The 16,407-nt window shown below is 70.1% G+C and carries 14 protein-coding genes; 7 read left to right on the top strand and 7 right to left on the bottom strand.

What is annotated here, in order from left to right:
* The first annotated feature begins 140 nt into the window (after positions 1-140).
* Complete coding sequence (locus tag LBW94_RS40790) at positions 141-488, top strand: oxidoreductase (protein WP_225059847.1); 348 nt, start codon at positions 141-143, stop codon at positions 486-488.
* Positions 489-554: 66 nt separating this feature from the next.
* On the opposite strand, the gene LBW94_RS40795 is transcribed toward LBW94_RS40790, so the two are convergent.
* A complete protein-coding gene (locus tag LBW94_RS40795) occupies positions 555-2,063 on the bottom strand; it encodes a leucyl aminopeptidase (protein ID WP_225059846.1) in 1,509 nt (502 codons plus the stop codon).
* 112 nt (positions 2,064-2,175) lie between these two features.
* On the opposite strand from LBW94_RS40795, the gene gcvT reads away from it, so the two are divergent.
* The gene (gene gcvT, locus LBW94_RS40800) at positions 2,176-3,276 is read left to right on the top strand and encodes a glycine cleavage system aminomethyltransferase GcvT (RefSeq protein ID WP_225059845.1); all 1,101 of its coding nucleotides are present in this window, start codon (positions 2,176-2,178) and stop codon (positions 3,274-3,276) included.
* 71 nt (positions 3,277-3,347) lie between these two features.
* Complete coding sequence (locus LBW94_RS40805; protein WP_225059844.1) at positions 3,348-4,448, top strand: branched-chain amino acid aminotransferase; 1,101 nt, start codon at positions 3,348-3,350, stop codon at positions 4,446-4,448.
* Positions 4,449-4,508: 60 nt separating this feature from the next.
* Here the strand turns inward: LBW94_RS40805 and LBW94_RS40810 are convergent, their stop codons facing one another.
* The 3 genes from LBW94_RS40810 to erpA form a co-directional block, all read right to left on the bottom strand.
* A complete protein-coding gene (locus LBW94_RS40810; RefSeq protein ID WP_225059843.1) occupies positions 4,509-5,222 on the bottom strand; it encodes an MBL fold metallo-hydrolase in 714 nt (237 codons plus the stop codon).
* A gap of 132 nt (positions 5,223-5,354) precedes the next feature.
* Positions 5,355-6,326 (bottom strand): carbohydrate kinase family protein, encoded by a 972-nt coding sequence (locus LBW94_RS40815; protein ID WP_225059842.1) that lies wholly within the window; start codon positions 6,324-6,326, stop codon positions 5,355-5,357.
* Between the two features lie 146 nt (positions 6,327-6,472).
* Positions 6,473-6,829: an iron-sulfur cluster insertion protein ErpA gene (gene erpA / locus LBW94_RS40820; RefSeq protein WP_225059841.1), complete on the bottom strand. Its 357-nt coding sequence runs from the start codon at positions 6,827-6,829 to the stop codon at positions 6,473-6,475.
* Between the two features lie 343 nt (positions 6,830-7,172).
* Between erpA and LBW94_RS40825 the strand changes: the two genes are divergently transcribed.
* Positions 7,173-7,826, top strand: coding sequence for a DUF3043 domain-containing protein (locus tag LBW94_RS40825; RefSeq protein ID WP_225059840.1), 654 nt, complete (start codon positions 7,173-7,175; stop codon positions 7,824-7,826).
* 77 nt (positions 7,827-7,903) lie between these two features.
* Here the strand turns inward: LBW94_RS40825 and LBW94_RS40830 are convergent, their stop codons facing one another.
* The gene (locus tag LBW94_RS40830) at positions 7,904-8,068 is read right to left on the bottom strand and encodes a hypothetical protein (protein ID WP_225059839.1); all 165 of its coding nucleotides are present in this window, start codon (positions 8,066-8,068) and stop codon (positions 7,904-7,906) included.
* Positions 8,069-8,155: 87 nt separating this feature from the next.
* Here LBW94_RS40830 and LBW94_RS40835 point away from each other — a divergent pair, with 87 nt between their 5' ends.
* From LBW94_RS40835 to LBW94_RS40845, 3 genes are all read left to right on the top strand, one after another.
* Positions 8,156-9,145 carry a helix-turn-helix domain-containing protein gene (locus tag LBW94_RS40835; RefSeq protein WP_225059838.1) on the top strand — a complete coding sequence of 330 codons (990 nt, stop codon included), beginning with the start codon at positions 8,156-8,158 and terminating at the stop codon, positions 9,143-9,145.
* Between the two features lie 193 nt (positions 9,146-9,338).
* Positions 9,339-11,252, top strand: coding sequence for a nicotinate-nucleotide--dimethylbenzimidazole phosphoribosyltransferase (cobT, locus tag LBW94_RS40840; RefSeq protein ID WP_225059837.1), 1,914 nt, complete (start codon positions 9,339-9,341; stop codon positions 11,250-11,252).
* Positions 11,253-11,498: 246 nt separating this feature from the next.
* On the top strand, positions 11,499-12,248 hold the full coding sequence (locus LBW94_RS40845) for an adenosylcobinamide-GDP ribazoletransferase (RefSeq protein WP_225059877.1): 750 nt from the start codon (positions 11,499-11,501) through the stop codon (positions 12,246-12,248).
* Between the two features lie 115 nt (positions 12,249-12,363).
* Here the strand turns inward: LBW94_RS40845 and LBW94_RS40850 are convergent, their stop codons facing one another.
* Entirely contained in the window at positions 12,364-14,187 is a 1,824-nt protein-coding gene (locus LBW94_RS40850; RefSeq protein WP_225059836.1) for a purple acid phosphatase family protein, read from the bottom strand.
* Between the two features lie 110 nt (positions 14,188-14,297).
* A complete protein-coding gene (gene asnB, locus LBW94_RS40855) occupies positions 14,298-16,223 on the bottom strand; it encodes an asparagine synthase (glutamine-hydrolyzing) (protein WP_225059835.1) in 1,926 nt (641 codons plus the stop codon).
* Between the last annotated feature and the right edge of the window lie 184 nt (positions 16,224-16,407).

Below are 16,407 nucleotides of genomic sequence, written 5' to 3' on the forward strand. Positions count from 1 at the left end.
TGTTCCATCCTTGCACTCGCTCGCAGGCGGCCTACCACAGGGCGGCTGTGTTTCGACGGCGGCACCGAAACACTGCCGCTGGCAGTATCGAAGAACCGGGTGTGAGTGTTCCGGTGTCCCGAGAAGGAGGTGGGGCGGAGATGGGCCTGCTCGATCGTTTCCGCCGATCGGCGCCGGGCGGCCGTGGTCCGGAGGCGTCCGATGCGCGGTATCTGGCCGACTGGGTGCGTACGCATACCGGTGTGGAGGCGTACGTCGAGCCCAAGACCACGGTGACCGATGTCACCGTGGTGCTGGTGGCCGCCGACGGCGAATGGACCCGCCGGGTGGTGGGGGAGCGGGGTGCGCGGCAACTGGCCGGGCGCCTGCGGATCCCCGTCTACGACGTGCGGCGCACCGGATATCCGCAACGGATGCGGGATTTCGATGCCCGCCGGCGCATCGAACGCCGGCGGGCCGTCGAGAACGATCTGCGCGATCATCGCTAGGCCGCGGTCATCGACAGCCGGCGGTCATCGGTGGGCCGCGCTGGTCGATGCACCGAGGCGCGGGACCTATTCCGCGGCAATGTCGTCCAGCACCGCGATCAGGGTGCGGACCGGTACGCCCGTGCCACCCTTGCCGACGTAGCCGTACGGACCGCCGGTGTTGTAGGCGGGCCCGGCCACGTCCAGATGGGCCCACTGCACCCCGTCGGGCACGAACTCCTTCAGGAACAGCCCGGCCACCAGCATGCCGCCGTTGCGATGCGGCGAGACGTTCATCAGATCGGCGACCTTCGAGTTGAGGTCGGGCCGCAGTTCGGCGGGCAGCGGCATCGCCCAGCCGTTCTCCCCGGCCGCCTGCGACAACCGCGCGACCCGGTCGCGGAACTCCTCGGTGCCCATCACGCCCGGGGTGCGGGCGCCGAGCGCCACCAGTTGCGCGCCGGTCAGGGTGGCCACGTCGATCAGATAGTCCGGGGAGTCCTCACCGGCCCGCACGATGGCGTCGGCCAGGATCAGCCGGCCCTCGGCGTCGGTGTTGATCACCTCCACGGTGATGCCGCCGTACTGGGTGATGACGTCGCCCGGCCGCTGCGCGGTGTCCGAGGGCATGTTCTCGGCCATCGGCACGGTGGCGGTGACGGTGACCGGCAGGCTCAGCCGGGCGGCCAGCAGCGTGGTCGCGATGACCGCCGCCGCACCGGCCATGTCGGAGGTCATGTTCTCCATGTTGGCGGCCGGTTTGATCGAGATGCCGCCGGTGTCGAAGGTGATGCCCTTACCGATCAGCGCCACCTTCTTCGGTCCGCCCGCGTAGGTGATGCGCAGCAGCCGCGGCGGCCGGGAGGAACCCTGGCCGACACCGACGATGCCGCCGAAACCCCGCTCCGCCAAAGCCTTCTCGTCCAGCACCTCGACCTCGAGTCCCGCGGCGGCGGCCAGTTCGGCTGCGCGCGAGGCGAATTCGGCCGGGAACAGCCGGTTCGGCGGGGTGTTCACGAAATCGCGGGCGGTGGCCACGGCCTCCGCGACCGCCTGCGCCCGGAACAGTTCCTGCTCACCGGAATCCGGTGCGGGAACGAGCAATTCGACCCGTCGCACCCGTTGCTCGTCGGGCTTCGGCGCGGACTTGTCGGACTTGAACGGGGTGAAGGTGTAGGCGCCGAGATAGAAGCCCTCCGCCGCCGCGCCCAGATCCAGGCCGGACAGCGTGGTGGCCGCGGTGCCGGTCCCGGTCAGCGCCCGCCCGGCCGCACCGGCGGACTTGCGGACCTGTTCGGCGTCGACCTTGTCGGCGGCGCCCAGGCCCACCGCCAGCACGCTGGTGACCGGCAGCCCGGCCGGCGCCGGAACCCGGGTCAGCTCCTCGGGCTTGCCCTTGGCGCCGACCGCGCGCAGCTGTTGCAGCAGGGTGTCGCGGACCTCCGCGCCGAGCACGTCGTCGAAGGCGTCCGACGGCGCGAGCGCGGGCCCGTCCTCGGTGACGACGAGTCCGACCACGAGGACATCGGTGTCCGCCCCGATGTCGGTGATACGCGCGAGTTCCGGTCCGAGCGAACGATCTGCAACAGCTGTCATGGGCCCAAGGCTACTGTCGCCCATCCCGTCCCGTCCTTCCGGCGGTCGTGGTGGATCACGTGTCGGCAGCGCCGCCGCCCGGACCGGCATCCGGCCCAGTAAGCTCCGGCGGGTGAGCGACTCCCAGCTGCTGCGAGGTCCCATCCACGCCGTCCACACCGAACTCGGCGCCAAGTTCGCGCCGTTCGGCGGATGGGAGATGCCGGTCCAGTACGGCGGGACCGTGCGCGAGCACACGGCGGTGCGGAACGCGGCTGGGCTGTTCGACGTCAGCCATCTCGGCAAGGCGGTGGTGCGCGGCCCGGGGGCGGCGGCGTTCGTGAACTCGGCGCTGACCAACGATCTGAACCGGATCCGGCCGGGCAAGGCGCAGTACACGCTGTGCTGCACCGAGACCGGTGGGGTGATCGACGATCTCATCGCCTACTACGTCGGCGACGACGAGATCTTCCTGGTACCCAACGCGGCCAACACCCCCGCGGTGGTCGCCGCGCTGCGGGCGGGGGCGCCCGAGGGCGTCACGGTGACCGATCTGCATCGCGAGTACGCGGTGTTCGCGGTGCAGGGCCCGAAGTCGGCGGAGGTGCTGGCGGCGCTGGGCCTGCCCGCCGACATGGAGTACATGGCCTACGCCGACGCGGAGTGGAACAGCGTGCCGGTCCGGGTGTGCCGCACCGGATACACCGGTGAGCACGGGTACGAACTGCTGCCGCGCTGGGCCGACGCCGAGTCGCTGTTCCGCGCGCTGCTGGCGGAGGTCATCGCCGCCGGTGGCCTGCCCGCCGGGCTGGGCGCCCGCGACACCCTGCGCACCGAGATGGGCTATCCGCTCCACGGGCACGAACTGTCCCCGGACATCTCGCCGGTGCAGGCGCGGGCCGGGTGGGCCGTCGGCTGGAAGAAGCCGCGGTTCTGGGGCAAGGCCGCACTGGAACAGGAGAAGTCGGCCGGTCCGCGCCGAATCCTGATGGGGCTGAAGGCGATCGATCGCGGTGTGCTGCGCGCCGGGCAGACGGTGCTGCGTGGTGACGACGCCGTCGGCGCGACCACCTCCGGCACCTTCTCACCCAGCCTGGAGATCGGCATCGCGCTCGCGCTGCTCGACACCGCCGCGGGGCTGGAGCCCGGCGCCGAGGTCGAGGTCGACGTCCGCGGCCGCCGGTTGCGCGCCGAGGTGGTCCGGCCGCCGTTCGTGACCGCGCACACCTCCTGACGGGGGCGTGGGTACGGATTTGCTCGTACCACGCTGTCGGTTCGTGAGCGGGGCGTTCTAGGATTCCAGGCATGACAGTTGCCGCGCAGTTCGTCCGTGTTCCGCATCCCGCGCCCGTCCCGGCGCAGCGGCGACAGGAGATACTCGCGGAGCCCGGATTCGGCCGATTCTTCACCGATCACATGGTGACGATCGACTACGCAGACGGGCAGTGGACCAACGCCCGGGTGCAGCCCTACGCGCCGATCTCGATGGACCCGGCGACCATGGTCTTCCACTACGGTCAGGCGATTTTCGAGGGTCTCAAGGCGTACCGGCAGGCGGACGGCAGCATCGCCACCTTCCGCGTCGACGCCAACGCCGCGCGGCTGCGTCGCTCGGCCCGGCGGATGGCGATGGCGGAACTGCCGGAGGAGCTGTTCGTCGAGTCGGTGCGGCAGTTGCTGGAGGCCGACGCCGACTGGGTGCCCGCGGCCGGTGGCGAGGAGTCGCTGTACCTTCGCCCGTTCGAGTTCTCCACCGAGGTCGGGCTCGGGGTGAAGCCGGCCGAGGGCTACAAGTACATGCTGCTGGCCTCCCCGGCCGGCGCGTACTTCCCGCGTGGACTGAAGCCGGTGCGGGTGTGGCTGTCCACCGAATTCGTGCGGGCCGCGCCGGGCGGCACCGGCGAGGCGAAGGCCGCGGGCAACTACGCCGCCTCGCTGCTGGCCCAGAAGCAGGCTGCCGAGCAGGGTTGTGATCAGGTCGTCTGGCTGGACGCGTGTGAGCATCGGTACATCGAGGAGATGGGTACCAACAACCTGTTCTTCGTGTTCGGCTCCGGTTCCGAGGCGCGGCTGGTGACCCCCGAGTTGTCCGGGGCGCTGCTGCCGGGCATCACCCGCGATTCCCTGATCACCCTCGCCGCCGACTCCGGCTATCAGGTGGAGGAGCGCAAGATCTCGGTGGAGGAGCTGCGCAAGGGCGCCGAATCCGGCGAGATCACCGAGGTCTTCGGCTGCGGCACGGCCGCGGTCGTCATCCCGGTCGCCTCGGTGCGCTCGGCCGAGGGTGAATTCGCGATCGGCACCGGCGAGCCGGGTGAGGTGACCATGGCACTGCGCGACACCCTCACCGGTATCCAGCGCGGCACCTTCGCCGACAACCACGGCTGGTTGCGCACCCTCGCCTGAATCATCCCGGACAGCGCACGAGCCTCGGCCGCCGACCGGGGCTCGTGGTGTATGCGGAGATCAGCCGGGCATCAGCATGTGCCACTGGTCCAGGGTCTGCGGCCGCATCACATAGTTGTTGTCGCGGACCCGGGACAGCGCCGCGCTGGGTTCCTGCGAGTACCAGTGCCCGGGATACACCACCGGATCACCCGGCAATTCGGACAGATACCGCAGGCTGCGGAACATGGCGTCGGAGTCGCCGCCGGGGAAGTCGGTGCGGCCGCAGCCGTCGACGAACAGCGTGTCACCGGCCACCAGCCGCCCGTCGACCAGGAAACACTGGCTGCCCGGCGTGTGCCCGGGGGTGTGCAGCAGTTCGATGTCGAGAGCGCCCACGGTGACGATGTCACCGTGGGCGTGCCCGGTCAGTTCGCCCGGGGCGATGCCGGTGACGTTGGCCACCCAGGCGAGTTCCTCCTGCTGCACGTGGACCGGCACCTGCACCCGCTCCAGCAGCTCGCGCACCCCACCCAGGGTGAAGCCGAGCATGGTACCGCCGACGTGGTCGGGATGGTGGTGGGTGGCCAGCACGCCGGTCAGCCGCATCCCGTCCGCTTCGGCGAGGTCGAGCAGGTCGCCGGCGGCGTACGCGGGATCCACCACGACGCATTCGCCGGTTTCCCGGTCACCGACCAGATACGCGAAATTGCGCATCTGGGTGGCGATCGGATCGCCCACGGCCCAGTCGCGGCCGGCGAGCAGCTGACGGAAGTACAAGCGGTCGGATCCCATGCACCTAACCCTATTGTCTGTGTGCCAACAGACTTCACCCGCGGTCATGTGAATTTTCACCGCGTCCATACCCGTTGATAGGGAGAATCGGAGTTACAGGAATTGTTCTCCGCATTCTCCCAGGTTCGGCGATCAGCCCAGGACTGTGGCGATGTCCGCGGCGGCCTCCGGACCGTACGCGGCGGCGATGCGGTCCAGCGCGGTCTGCCGTTCCAGCTGCCACTCCTGGGTGCCGGTGGTCTCCAGCACCAGCACGGCGACCAGCGAACCCAGCTGCGCGGAACGCTCCAGGCTCAGGCCCGCGGTGTGGCCGGTGAGGAAGCCCGCCCGGAAACCGTCGCCGACGCCGGTCGGATCGACCTTGCCCAGCTCGGGAACCACCTCGACGTACACCTCGACGCCGTCCGGGCCGATGATCTGTACACCCTTGGCGCCCAGCGTGGTGACCCGGATGCCGACCTGGCGGCCGATCTCCTCCGGGCCGAGGCCGGTCTTCTGGAGCAGCAGGCCCCACTCGTACTCGTTGGTGAACAGGTAGGCGGCGCCGTCGATCAGCCGCAGCGCCTGCTCGCCGTCGATCAGGGCCAGCTGCTGCGAGGGATCGGCGGCGAACGGGATGCCGAGCTTCCGGCACTCGTCGGTGTGCCGGGTCATCGCCTCCGGATCGTTGGCGCCGATCAGTACCAGTTCCAGCGGGCGGCTCTCGGTGAGCTCGGTGAGGGAGATCTCCCGGGCCTCGCTCATGGCGCCCGGGTAGAACGACGCGATCTGGGCCATCGACTCGTCGGTGGTGCACACGAAGCGAGCGGTCTGCGCGGTGGTCGACACCCGCACGGCGGAGCAGTCGACACCGTGGCGCTCCAGCCAGTCGCGGTACTCACCGAAATCCGGGCCGACCGAACCGACCAGCAGCGGGCTGCGGCCGAGCAGGCCCATGGCGTACGCGATGTTGCCGGCCACGCCGCCGCGCCGGATCACCAGGTCGTCGACCAGGAAGCTGAGTGAGACATGTTCCAGCTGGTCGGCCAGCAGCACGTCGGAGAACTTTCCGGGGAAGCGCATCAGATTGTCGGTGGCAATGGATGCGGACACAGCGATGGTCACGGAGTTCGGTCCTTTGTGTGTCGAGGCGGGAATCAGCCGGAGCCCTTGTCGCCCTTAGCGTACCGTGTACGCATCGATCGAAGTAAGGGGCACGCGCACACGAACAGCGCGGGTCCGTGCTCGGGACCCGCGCTGTGGGAAAAATCTCAGTTGAAGCTGTCGCCGCAGGCGCAGGAGCCGGTGGCGTTCGGGTTGTCGATGGTGAAACCCTGCTTCTCGATGGTGTCGACGAAGTCGATGGAGGCGCCCTGCACGTAGGGGGAGCTCATCCGGTCGACGACGAGGCTGACGCCGGCGAACTCGACGACCAGGTCGCCGTCGAGGATGCGATCGTCGAAGAAGAGCTGGTAACGCAGGCCCGCGCAACCACCCGGCTGCACGGCGATCCGCAGCGACAGATCGTCGCGACCTTCCTGATCCAGCAGCGCTTTCGCCTTACCGGCGGCGGCCTCGGTCAGAGTGACACCGTGGGTGGCGGTCGCGGTCTCGTTCTGCACAGTCATGAACTCTCCTAAGGACCTGTGTTCAACCCGTGAACAGCGCTCGGCGACAAGCTCCGCGCTCGCCTGCCGTCAACGCAGGTTCGCGGTCGGCTATTCCAATCTTGCCACTCTGAGGGCCGCCGCGTGTTCGCGCACCCCGAAAACTCCCCGGAGATTCCCCACAGCAGGGCGTGCGAAATTTCGGGATGACCGTACCCCGTGTCCAGGGGAATTGTCGCCCGGAGCGGTTCCATGCCGGAGAACCCCGGGTGACCGGCGGTAGAACAGCAGGTACACGGTGGCAAGCGCAAGCCCAGGCCGGACCGCATTTCCGGACAGGGCGGATATCGAATAGCCTGGTCGCGTGAAGTTCCTCCGCCGCGGCGATGCCAGCACCACCGACACCCTCGCCGAAGAGCCCTCGGCCGTTCCGGCGGGTTCCGGCGGAGCGGCCACCACCGCCGGCAAGGGCCGGCCCACCCCGAAGCGCCGAGAGGTCGAGGGCCGCCGCCGCGGCCCGATCGCGCCTGCTCCGATGAACTCCAAGGAGGCTCGGGCCCGCCGCAAGGTCGGCCGCGGCAATCGGGCCGACCGCAAGGCCGCCTCCGCCGATCGCCGCGCCGCCGCGGCCGATCGCCGCGCCCGCATGCTCGCCGGTGAGGACAAATACCTCTTACCGCGCGATCGCGGGCCGGTCCGTGCCTACGTCCGCGATCTGGTCGACGCCCGCCGCAATCTGGTGGGCCTGTTCATGCCGCTGGCGCTGGTGCTGATCCTCACGATGTTCCTGACGCCGCTGGTGCAGGGATATGTGACGATCGCCATGCTGGTCATGATGCTGTTCATGGCGATCGAGGGTGTCCTGATCGGCCGCACCATCAACAAGCGGGTGCGGGAGCGGTTCCCCGACGCCACCGAATCGACGCTGTCGCTGGGCTGGTACGCCTTCGTGCGCGCCTCCCAGATCCGCCGTATGCGCGCCCCGAAGCCGCGGGTGAGCCCCGGCGAGAGCGTGTAGCGCAGGCTCCGCACCGACAGAGGCACCCCCGCTCGGGAGTGCCTCTTTCCGGCTCTCGGGTCGAATTCGCGGGCGGTTCACCCGTGTTCGCGCATGCCGGTGATGGCACGCAGTTCGGCGGCGATCCGGGCCGAGTCGCGGTCGCGGCCGAGGTCGGGGGAGGCGCCGAGGTCGGCGCCCCCGCGGTGGACGAGGGCGGTGGTGGCCGCCAGGGCGAACAACAGGATCATGATGGTGAGCATGGCAGTAATTTTTCGCTCATCCACTTCCCGCCACTAGTGGCAGTAACGACATTGTTCGTCAAGATGCAGCCACGTAGACTCGGCCGCATGCTGTCGAAGGTCGCGGTGGTGTTGAACGAGAACCTCGCCATGTTCGAATTCGGGGTGGTCTGTGAGGTTTTCGGGCTGGACCGCCGGGAGGACGGTCTGCCGTTGTTCGACTTCCGGGTCTGCGGTGCGGAACCCGGACGGCCGCTGACCAGTGGTTCCCCCGGCGTCACCGTCACCCCCGGCTACGGGCTGGCGGAGTTGCGCGACGCCGATCTGGTAGCGGTGCCGGCCTTCCCGGTCGCCGCGGACCAGGAATTCGACACCCGGGTCGTGGATGCGGTGCGCGAGGCCGCCGCGGCCGGGGCGACCGTGCTCACCGTCTGCTCGGGCGCCTTCCTGGCCGGTGCGGCGGGGCTGCTCGACGGCCGCAAGTGCACCACGCACTGGCGCTACGTGGCGGAGCTGGCCCGGCGCTACCCCGCCGCGACGGTCGACCCCGACGTGCTGTTCGTCGACGAGGGCTCGCTGATCACCAGTGCGGGTACGGCCGCCGGGATCGACGCCTGCCTGCATCTGGTCCGCCGCGAACTGGGCAGCAACGCCGCCAACAAGATCGCCCGGCGGATGGTGGTGTCACCGCAACGCGACGGCGGCCAGCGGCAGTTCATCGAACGTCCGGTCGTCGACAACGGCGCCGACAGCCTGGCTGGCATCCTGCAATGGATGACCGAACATCTCGAACGGCAGCACACCGTGGAGGAACTGGCCGGCCGCGCGGCGATGTCCACCCGCACCTTCGCCCGCCGTTTCGTCGCCGAAACCGGCACCACCCCGGTCAAATGGCTGACCAACCAGCGCATCCTGCAAGCGCAGCACCTGCTCGAGGACACCACCCTGGACCTCGAAACCATCGCCGCCCGAAGTGGTTTCGGCTCCGCCGCACTCCTGCGCCACCACTTCCAGCAGCACGTCGGCATCGCACCCACCGAATACCGCCGCCGTTTCGGGGGGAGTCCCGCCGTCGCCCGCGGGCGGTCGCCGCACTGAGTGTGCGAGGCCGGTCCGCGTTCCCGGCGTTTCGTCATCGGTCGCTACGGAGGCAGGGCAGCGGGTCGGCGGGTGGTCAGGGCTTCGTGAAGGCGGCGACCGTATATATCGGGTCGGGGCGGGGTGAGTGTTGGTCGGCCGCGCCGGGGCGGGTGTGCGGTGTCGCATGGCGGGCGATTGGTACCGTGCTGGCGTGTTGAACGATGCTGCCAGCGGGCGGCCGCTGCGGACGCTGATTCTCGGCGGGGCGCGGTCCGGAAAATCGACCTTCGCCGAGGAGCTGGCCGGACGGGCCGACGCGGTCCGGTACATCGCGACCGCGCAGGCCGATCCGGCGGACCTCGAGTTCACCGAACGTATTGCGGCGCATCGTGATCGGCGCCCCGCCGGGTGGACACTCGTCGAAGGGGATCCGGTCGACGCCCTCGCCGATCCGGCCCCGGTGACCCTGATCGACGATCTGGGCACCTGGCTGACCGGTCGTATCGACGCGCGAGCCGCCTGGGATTCGTCGCCGGGCGTGGTCACGCCCGATGTCGACGCGCTGGTGGCCGCGATCGCGGGGTATCGGCAGCGGCTGGTCGTCGTCAGCCCCGAGGTCGGGCTGGGAGTGGTGCCCGCCACGGCGTCGGGGCGGCTGTTCCAGGACGAGCTCGGAACGCTGAATCAGCGAGTGGCCGCGGTGTGCGACGAGGTGTACCTCGTGGTGGCGGGGCGGGCGCTGCGGCTGGATCCGGTCGGGGGTCTCGGGGGCGCCGGGGTGGTGACGGCCGGGGCGCCGTTGTCGCCCGAGGCGGTGACGGCGGCCATGACCGCTGCCGCGCACGGGGCCGCCGCACCCGGCACGGTGGTGACATCCGCCGTCGCCGGTTCCGGTTCTGCGACCTCCGCTTCCTCGTCCAGCGCCGCATCCGCGGCCGGTGCCGCCACCGAAAACGGTTCCGCACCGGCGGCATCCGCGTCACCGGCCGAAACTGCCACGGCCGCAACGGTTGTCGCACCCGCCATTCCCGGGGCCACCGATCCGATCTACAGCGAAAGCGCCGCACCGGTTTTCGGCCCGGTCACGCCGCCGGACGCGGGAGTGCGCGCGCAGGCCGAGGCCCGGCAGCTGATGCTCACCAAGCCGCCGGGGGCGCTGGGACGGCTGGAGGCGCTGGGCAACTGGGTGTCCGCCTGCCAAGGTGCCTGCCCGCCACGGCAGTTCGAGCGGGCCCGGGTGGTGGTGTTCGCCGGTGACCACGGGATCGCCCGGCACGGCGTGTCGGCGTTCCCGAGCGAGGTGACCGCGCAGATGGTGGCGAACTTCCTCGGCGGCGGTGCCGCAGTGAACGCGCTGTCCCGGTTGGCCGATGCCACCGTGCGGGTGGTCGACATCGCGGTGGAATCCGATACCGATCCCAGCGTGTCGGCCCACAAGGTACGGCGCTCCAGCGGCGCCATCGACCGCGAGGACGCACTCACCGAGGCCGAGACGTTCGCCGCGCTGGCCGCGGGCCGCGCGATCGCCGACGAGGAGATCGACGGCGGCGCGGACCTGCTCATCGCCGGCGATATGGGCATCGGGAACACCACGCCCGCAACGGTTCTCATCGCCGGACTGACCGGTACCGAGCCGGTGGTGGCGGTCGGCCGCGGCACCGGGATCGACGACGCGGGCTGGATGCGCAAGGCCGCCGCCGTCCGCGACGCGATGTGGCGCTCGCGCCCCCACCTCACCGACCCGGTGGCCCTGCTGCGAGTGGCCGGCGGCGCCGACTTCGCCGCGATGGCAGGCTATCTCGCCCAGGCGGCCGCCCGCCGCACCCCGGTGATCCTGGACGGCGTGGTGGTCACCGCGGCCGCACTGGTGGCGGAGTTGCTGGCCCCCGGCGCGAAGGCCTGGTGGGTCGCCGGTCACCGTTCCGCCGAGCCGTCCCACACCCTGGCCCTGACCAAACTCGACCTGAAGCCCCTGGTGGAGATGGATATGCGGCTGGGCGAGGGCTCCGGAGCGGTCACCGCCCTCCCCCTGGTCCGCGCCGCGATCGCGGCCCTGTCCGAGATGGCGACCTTCGGCGAGGCCGGCGTCAGCACCGCCGACGCCCCGGCCGACGCGGTCTCCTGACCGGCAACCCGGTGCGCCGCACCGACTACGAGGTAGCCGGCACCGGCCCGCACCGGCCCGGCCGTCCGGATCCTTGCCGGACACCGCGGTCGCGTGCCGGTCGGGGAGTCGGCGACAGCTACTGCCAGGTGGTGGTCGCGGATATTGCGGGATCGGCCGATGCGCGACGGGCTGCCCTCCCGAGGATGTCGTGAGATTCGGGACGGGTGTCGGAGCATCGCGGACGTCCGGGAGGGTCGGGCGGTGCTGACCGGGTTGCGGCTGGCGGTGTCCTGGCTGACGGTGTTGCCGGTGCGGGGGCCCGAGACGGTGGATCGGTCGGCGGCGAAGCGGGCGATCGCGTGCGCTCCGGTGGTCGGGGTGCTGCTGGGGGCGGCGGCGAGTGCGGTGCTGTGGACGGTCGGTGCGGCGGGTGGCACGGATCTGCTCGGCGGGCTGCTGGCGGTGGCGGGGCTGGCGCTGGCGACGCGGGGGATGCATCTGGACGGGCTCGCCGACACCTTCGACGGACTCGGAAGTTACGGCCCGCCGGAGCGGGCCCGCGAGATCATGAAAAGCGGTGGGGCCGGGCCGTTCGGGGTGGCCGCGCTGATCTTCGCGATCGGCATCCAGGCGCTCGCGCTGGGCTCCCTGGCCGGATCGCGGCGGTGGTTCGCGATCGTGCTGGCGCTCGCGCTGGGGCGGATCGCGGTGGTGCTGGCCTGCCGGATGGCCGCGGAGGCGGCACCGGGTGCGGGGTTCGGCGCGCTGGTCGCCGGGACCCAGTCGATGACCACCACCGCGGTGTGGGTCGTCGGCGCGCTGGCCGCCTCGGTGTTCGCGGTCCCCGGCACCTGGTGGCTGGGTCCGGTCGCGGTGGTGGCGTCGCTCAACCTGGCCGCTGTCCTGGTACGGCACTGCACCCGCCGCTTCGACGGCCTCAACGGTGATGTGCTCGGTGCGGCACTGGAACTGACCGTCACCGCCGCTGCCGCACTGCTTTCGCTGCGGCCGTAGCGCGAAGTCCCAGATCTCCTCGGCGTGCGGCCGCCGGCGCGCGTGCGCATCCGTATTCAGGCGGGAAGCCGGCGCGGCCGGTGGCCGGCCGCGGAAGTACCGGGGTGCGGCGGGCTCAGTGGTCGGAGCGGGGGCGGGTGAGGGTGAACTTGTCGACGACCTTCAGTTCGCTGGTCGGGCCGGTGAGGGCGTAGTAGGTGCCGGTGATGGTGGTGTTACCGCCGGGTTTGCCGGGGTCCACGTCGAAAGCGCAGAAGCCGTAGGGGTTTTCGGCGTCCTTGACGGCGGACCAGGGGGCCTGTTCCATGACGTAGACGGGGGTCTTCTTGCCGGTGGCGGCGGCGACGGGGCCTACCGAGGTGATGACGCGGCACTGCCGGCCGGGGAAGAACAGGGTGTTGGAGGGGGCCGAGGTGCCGCCGCCGCCGATGACGAGATGGACGGTGCCCTTGGTGGTGTCCACGACGTCGGTTGTCGTGTCCGCCGGTTTCGGGGTGAGGGTGTCGGTGCCGAGGACGCCGCGGACCGGGTGGGTGCGCTCGTAGTGGTGTTCGTGGCCGGCCAGGACGAGGTCGACCTGGTACTTGTCGAACAGGGGGAGCCATTCCTCGCGGATGGCGCGGTCGCCGCCGTTGAACTTGTCGGCGGAGGAGATCGCCGTCTGGTGCATGAAGACCACGAGCCAGTCGATGTTCTTGTCGCCGCGGGCCTTCGCCAATTCGGTTTCCAGCCAGCGCTTCTGGGCGCCGCCGGAGTAGCCGCGGACGTAGGTGTTGCCGGCGTCCTGGTAGCAGATGTCGTCGTTGGCGAGGGCGATGATCCGCACGCCGCCGACGGTGAAGGCGTACCAGAGGCCCTTCGAGAGGTCCTCGCCGCCGTTGTCGGGCACCGAGAAATAGGTCTGGAACGCCTGGTAGCCGATCGGGCCGTTGCCCACCTCGTTCTCGTGGTTGCCGGGGGCGGGCATCCACGGGCGGTAGCGGGCGGAGCGGGAGTTGTTGGCCCACCAGTCGTTCCAGGTGCGGACCCGGTCGTCGGCCAGGTTGGCGTAGCAGAGGTCGCCGTTGACCAGGTTGAAAAGCGGTGCCAGGCGCTCGATTCCGGCGGTGACGTCGCCCGCGAACGGAGAGCCGAGGTTGTCGTTGACGTAGGTGGGGGCCGCGACGCCCAGAGAGCTCATGACGGGGGCGGCGGACATCCGGCCGAGGGTCGGGGTGCCCTGGTCGCCGAAGCTGGTGAACCGGAACGCCGCCCGGCCCGCGGGGGCGGTGCGCAGCGTGCCCAGTTCCGGCGGGGCGCCGTCGTGGCCCGCGGAGTAGACGTAGTCGGTGTCCGGGGTCAGGCCGGTCAGCCGCGCGTGGTGGACCTGAACCTCGGTGCCGGACTTGGCATCCCGGTAGGTCCTGGTCTCGGCGTCGATGCTGGCGCCGAAGGTGTCGGCGGCGGTGCCGAACCGCACCACCGGCTTGCTCACCGAACCGTAGGTGTGCCAGGAGACCACCGCCTCCCGCGCCGCGTCCGCGCCGAATTGCAGGTGCAGACCCGAAACACGCGGCGCGGCAGCGCGATCCGGCACGACGGCCAGGGTCGCGGAGCGGGGCCACGCCGCGGTGCCGGAATCGGAGTCGCCGGTGGACAGCGCGACCGCGCCGCCGCCGACGGCGAGACCGGCCACCGCCGCACCCGCCGAGGCGCCGAACAACCAGCGGCGGTTCACCAGATGCGGGCCGCCGACAGCCTCCGGTTGCGGGACGGCACCCGCCGCCGCGCTGGATCCGCCGCTGTCGGATGCGGGTGCCGTGCTCGCGCTGCCGGAGGCCGCACTCGCTTCGGCGGGTGTCGAATCCGGTGTGCCGGTGGACGCAGGTCCAGGCACCGCGCCTGCATCGGACTCGGACGGGTTGTCGGCTGCGGAACTGGGAACCTGATCCTCGCTCATGCCAACACCCAACACCCGCCGGGTGCTCCTCCGACCACAACGCGGCGAACGATGAATGAATCAGCATGAGAAACCGCTGTGCCGGGTCCACGCCCGGCACAGCGAACGGGCTACAGCCGCACCGGGTACGCGGGTTCCTGGATGTCGGGCTTGATCCGGTCCTCCACGAAGATGCCGTGCCAGATCATGAACACCAGCAGCGTCCACAACCGCCGGCTGTGGTCGACGCCGCCGGTGCGGTGCGCCTCCAGCATCGCCTTGATCGCGGCCTTGTCCAGCAGGTGGTCGGTCTGCGATTCGGCGATCTGCAACGCCGCCCAGTCGTAGAGCTCCGGTCCGCGCAGCCAGTGCCGCAGCGGTACCGGGAAACCGAGCTTGGGCCGGTGCAGCACATGCGGCGGGACGATGGTCTCCAGCGCCCGGCGCAGCGCGTACTTGGTGGTCTCCTTGGTGATCTTCTGCTCGTACGGCAGTTGTTCGGCGACCGCGAACACCTCGGGGTCCAGGAACGGCACCCGCAGTTCCAGGGAGTTGGCCATGGTCATCTTGTCGGCCTTGACCAGGATGTCGCCGCGCAACCAGGTGAACAGGTCGAGATGCTGCATCCGCGCCACCGGATCCCAGCCCCGCGAGCGCGCGTAGATCGGCGCGGTGACGTCCTGATGGGTCCATTCGGGCCGGAACTCCCGCAACACCGCCCGCAACTGCGCATCGCTGAAGCTGCGCGCATTGCCGTAGTACCGCTGCTCCAGCGGCAGCGAACCACGATGCAGCAGACTCTTGCCCCGGGTGCCGTCCGGAATCCGCTCCGACAACCGCCCCGCCAGCGCCCGCACCGGACCGGGCAGGTACTCGAACGGCTTCAGCGACAACGGCTCCCGATAGATGGTGTATCCGCCGAACAGCTCGTCGGCGCCCTCCCCGGAGAGCACCACCTTGACGTGCTTGCGCGCCTCCTTCGCCACGAAGTACAGCGGCACCAGCGCCGGATCGGCCACCGGATCGTCGAGATACCAGACGATCTCGGGAATCGCCGCGGCGTACTCCTCCGGCCCCACGGTCCGGATGTAGTGCTTCGCCCCGATCGCGGCCGCGGTCTCGGCGGCCACATCGGCCTCCGAATAGCCCTCGCGCTCGAAGGCGGAAGTGAAGGTCAGCAGATTCGGGTTGTGCTGGATCGCCAGCGCGGCGGTGGCGGTGGAATCGATACCCCCGGACAGGAAGGCCCCGACGGTGACATCCGCGCGCATGTGCTTGGCCACCGAGTCCGACAGCACCTCGGCGATCTCCCGGTAGCGCTTCAGATCCTCGCCCGGCGCGAACGGACGTACCCGGAACGTCGGCTCGAAATAGCGGGTGATCTCCGGCTGTTCCCCGATTGCGAGCGTCGCGTAACACCCGGACTCGAGCCGCCGCACCTCGGCATGCAGCGATTCCGGCTCCGGCACGTACTGCAACACCGTGTAGTGCTCGAGCGCCCGCACATCCAGCTCGTCGGACAGGCCGAGCGCGGGCAGCAATTCCAGCAGGCTCTTCTTCTCACTGGCGTAGGCGGTGCCGTTGGGCCCGGTGGCCAGGAACAACGGCTTGATCCCGAACCGATCCCGGGCCAATACCAATCGCCGGGTCCGGGTATCCCAGACGGCGAACGCGAACATCCCGCGCAACCGCCCGAAAACCTCGGTACCCCAATAGTGGTACCCCGCGACGATGGCCTCACCGTCGCCCTCGGTGCGGAACTCCGCCCCGAACTCCTCGGCCAGTTGCGCCCGCAACTCCAGATAGTTGTAGATCTCCCCGTTGAACGCGAGCGCATAACGCTCCGGATCGTCCGCGGGCCCCCAGAACAACGGCTGATGCGAGTGGTCGATATCGATGATCGACAACCGGTTGAACCCGAGGATGATGTTCTCGTCGTGCCAGGTGCCCCGCTCGTCGGGCCCCCGGTGGCGGCCGCATTGCAGTGCGTCGTACACCTGCTGGACGACCGCATCGGTCGCTACATCAGCGGTCAGAAAGCCGAGCAGTCCACACACTGCGTCGAGAACCTCGTTCCGGTATCGGGGGGCCTGTCGGGGACATGCCAAATCAGTCTCCGAGTATGCCGTACCCACCCCGCCGACGCAGTATCTGCGGCGGTGTTCGATGGCCTCCGCTTCGCTGCGGCGGTCAGGGTCGTGTCGAATGCGACCCGGGGACAACGTTGTAGCCCGTTTGGTC

This window comes from Nocardia sp. alder85J, assembly GCF_020176955.2.
Lineage (GTDB): Bacteria > Actinomycetota > Actinomycetes > Mycobacteriales > Mycobacteriaceae > Nocardia.

Coding starts and splice junctions, on each gene's coding strand:
- LBW94_RS40790 (WP_225059847.1), top strand. CDS start 141: ATGGGCCTGCTCGATCGTTTCCGCCGATCGGCGCCGGGCGGCCGTGGT.
- LBW94_RS40795 (WP_225059846.1), bottom strand. CDS start 2,063: ATGACAGCTGTTGCAGATCGTTCGCTCGGACCGGAACTCGCGCGTATC.
- LBW94_RS40805 (WP_225059844.1), top strand. CDS start 3,348: ATGACAGTTGCCGCGCAGTTCGTCCGTGTTCCGCATCCCGCGCCCGTC.
- LBW94_RS40810 (WP_225059843.1), bottom strand. CDS start 5,222: ATGGGATCCGACCGCTTGTACTTCCGTCAGCTGCTCGCCGGCCGCGAC.
- erpA (WP_225059841.1), bottom strand. CDS start 6,829: ATGACTGTGCAGAACGAGACCGCGACCGCCACCCACGGTGTCACTCTG.
- LBW94_RS40830 (WP_225059839.1), bottom strand. CDS start 8,068: ATGCTCACCATCATGATCCTGTTGTTCGCCCTGGCGGCCACCACCGCC.
- LBW94_RS40835 (WP_225059838.1), top strand. CDS start 8,156: ATGCTGTCGAAGGTCGCGGTGGTGTTGAACGAGAACCTCGCCATGTTC.
- LBW94_RS40850 (WP_225059836.1), bottom strand. CDS start 14,187: ATGAGCGAGGATCAGGTTCCCAGTTCCGCAGCCGACAACCCGTCCGAG.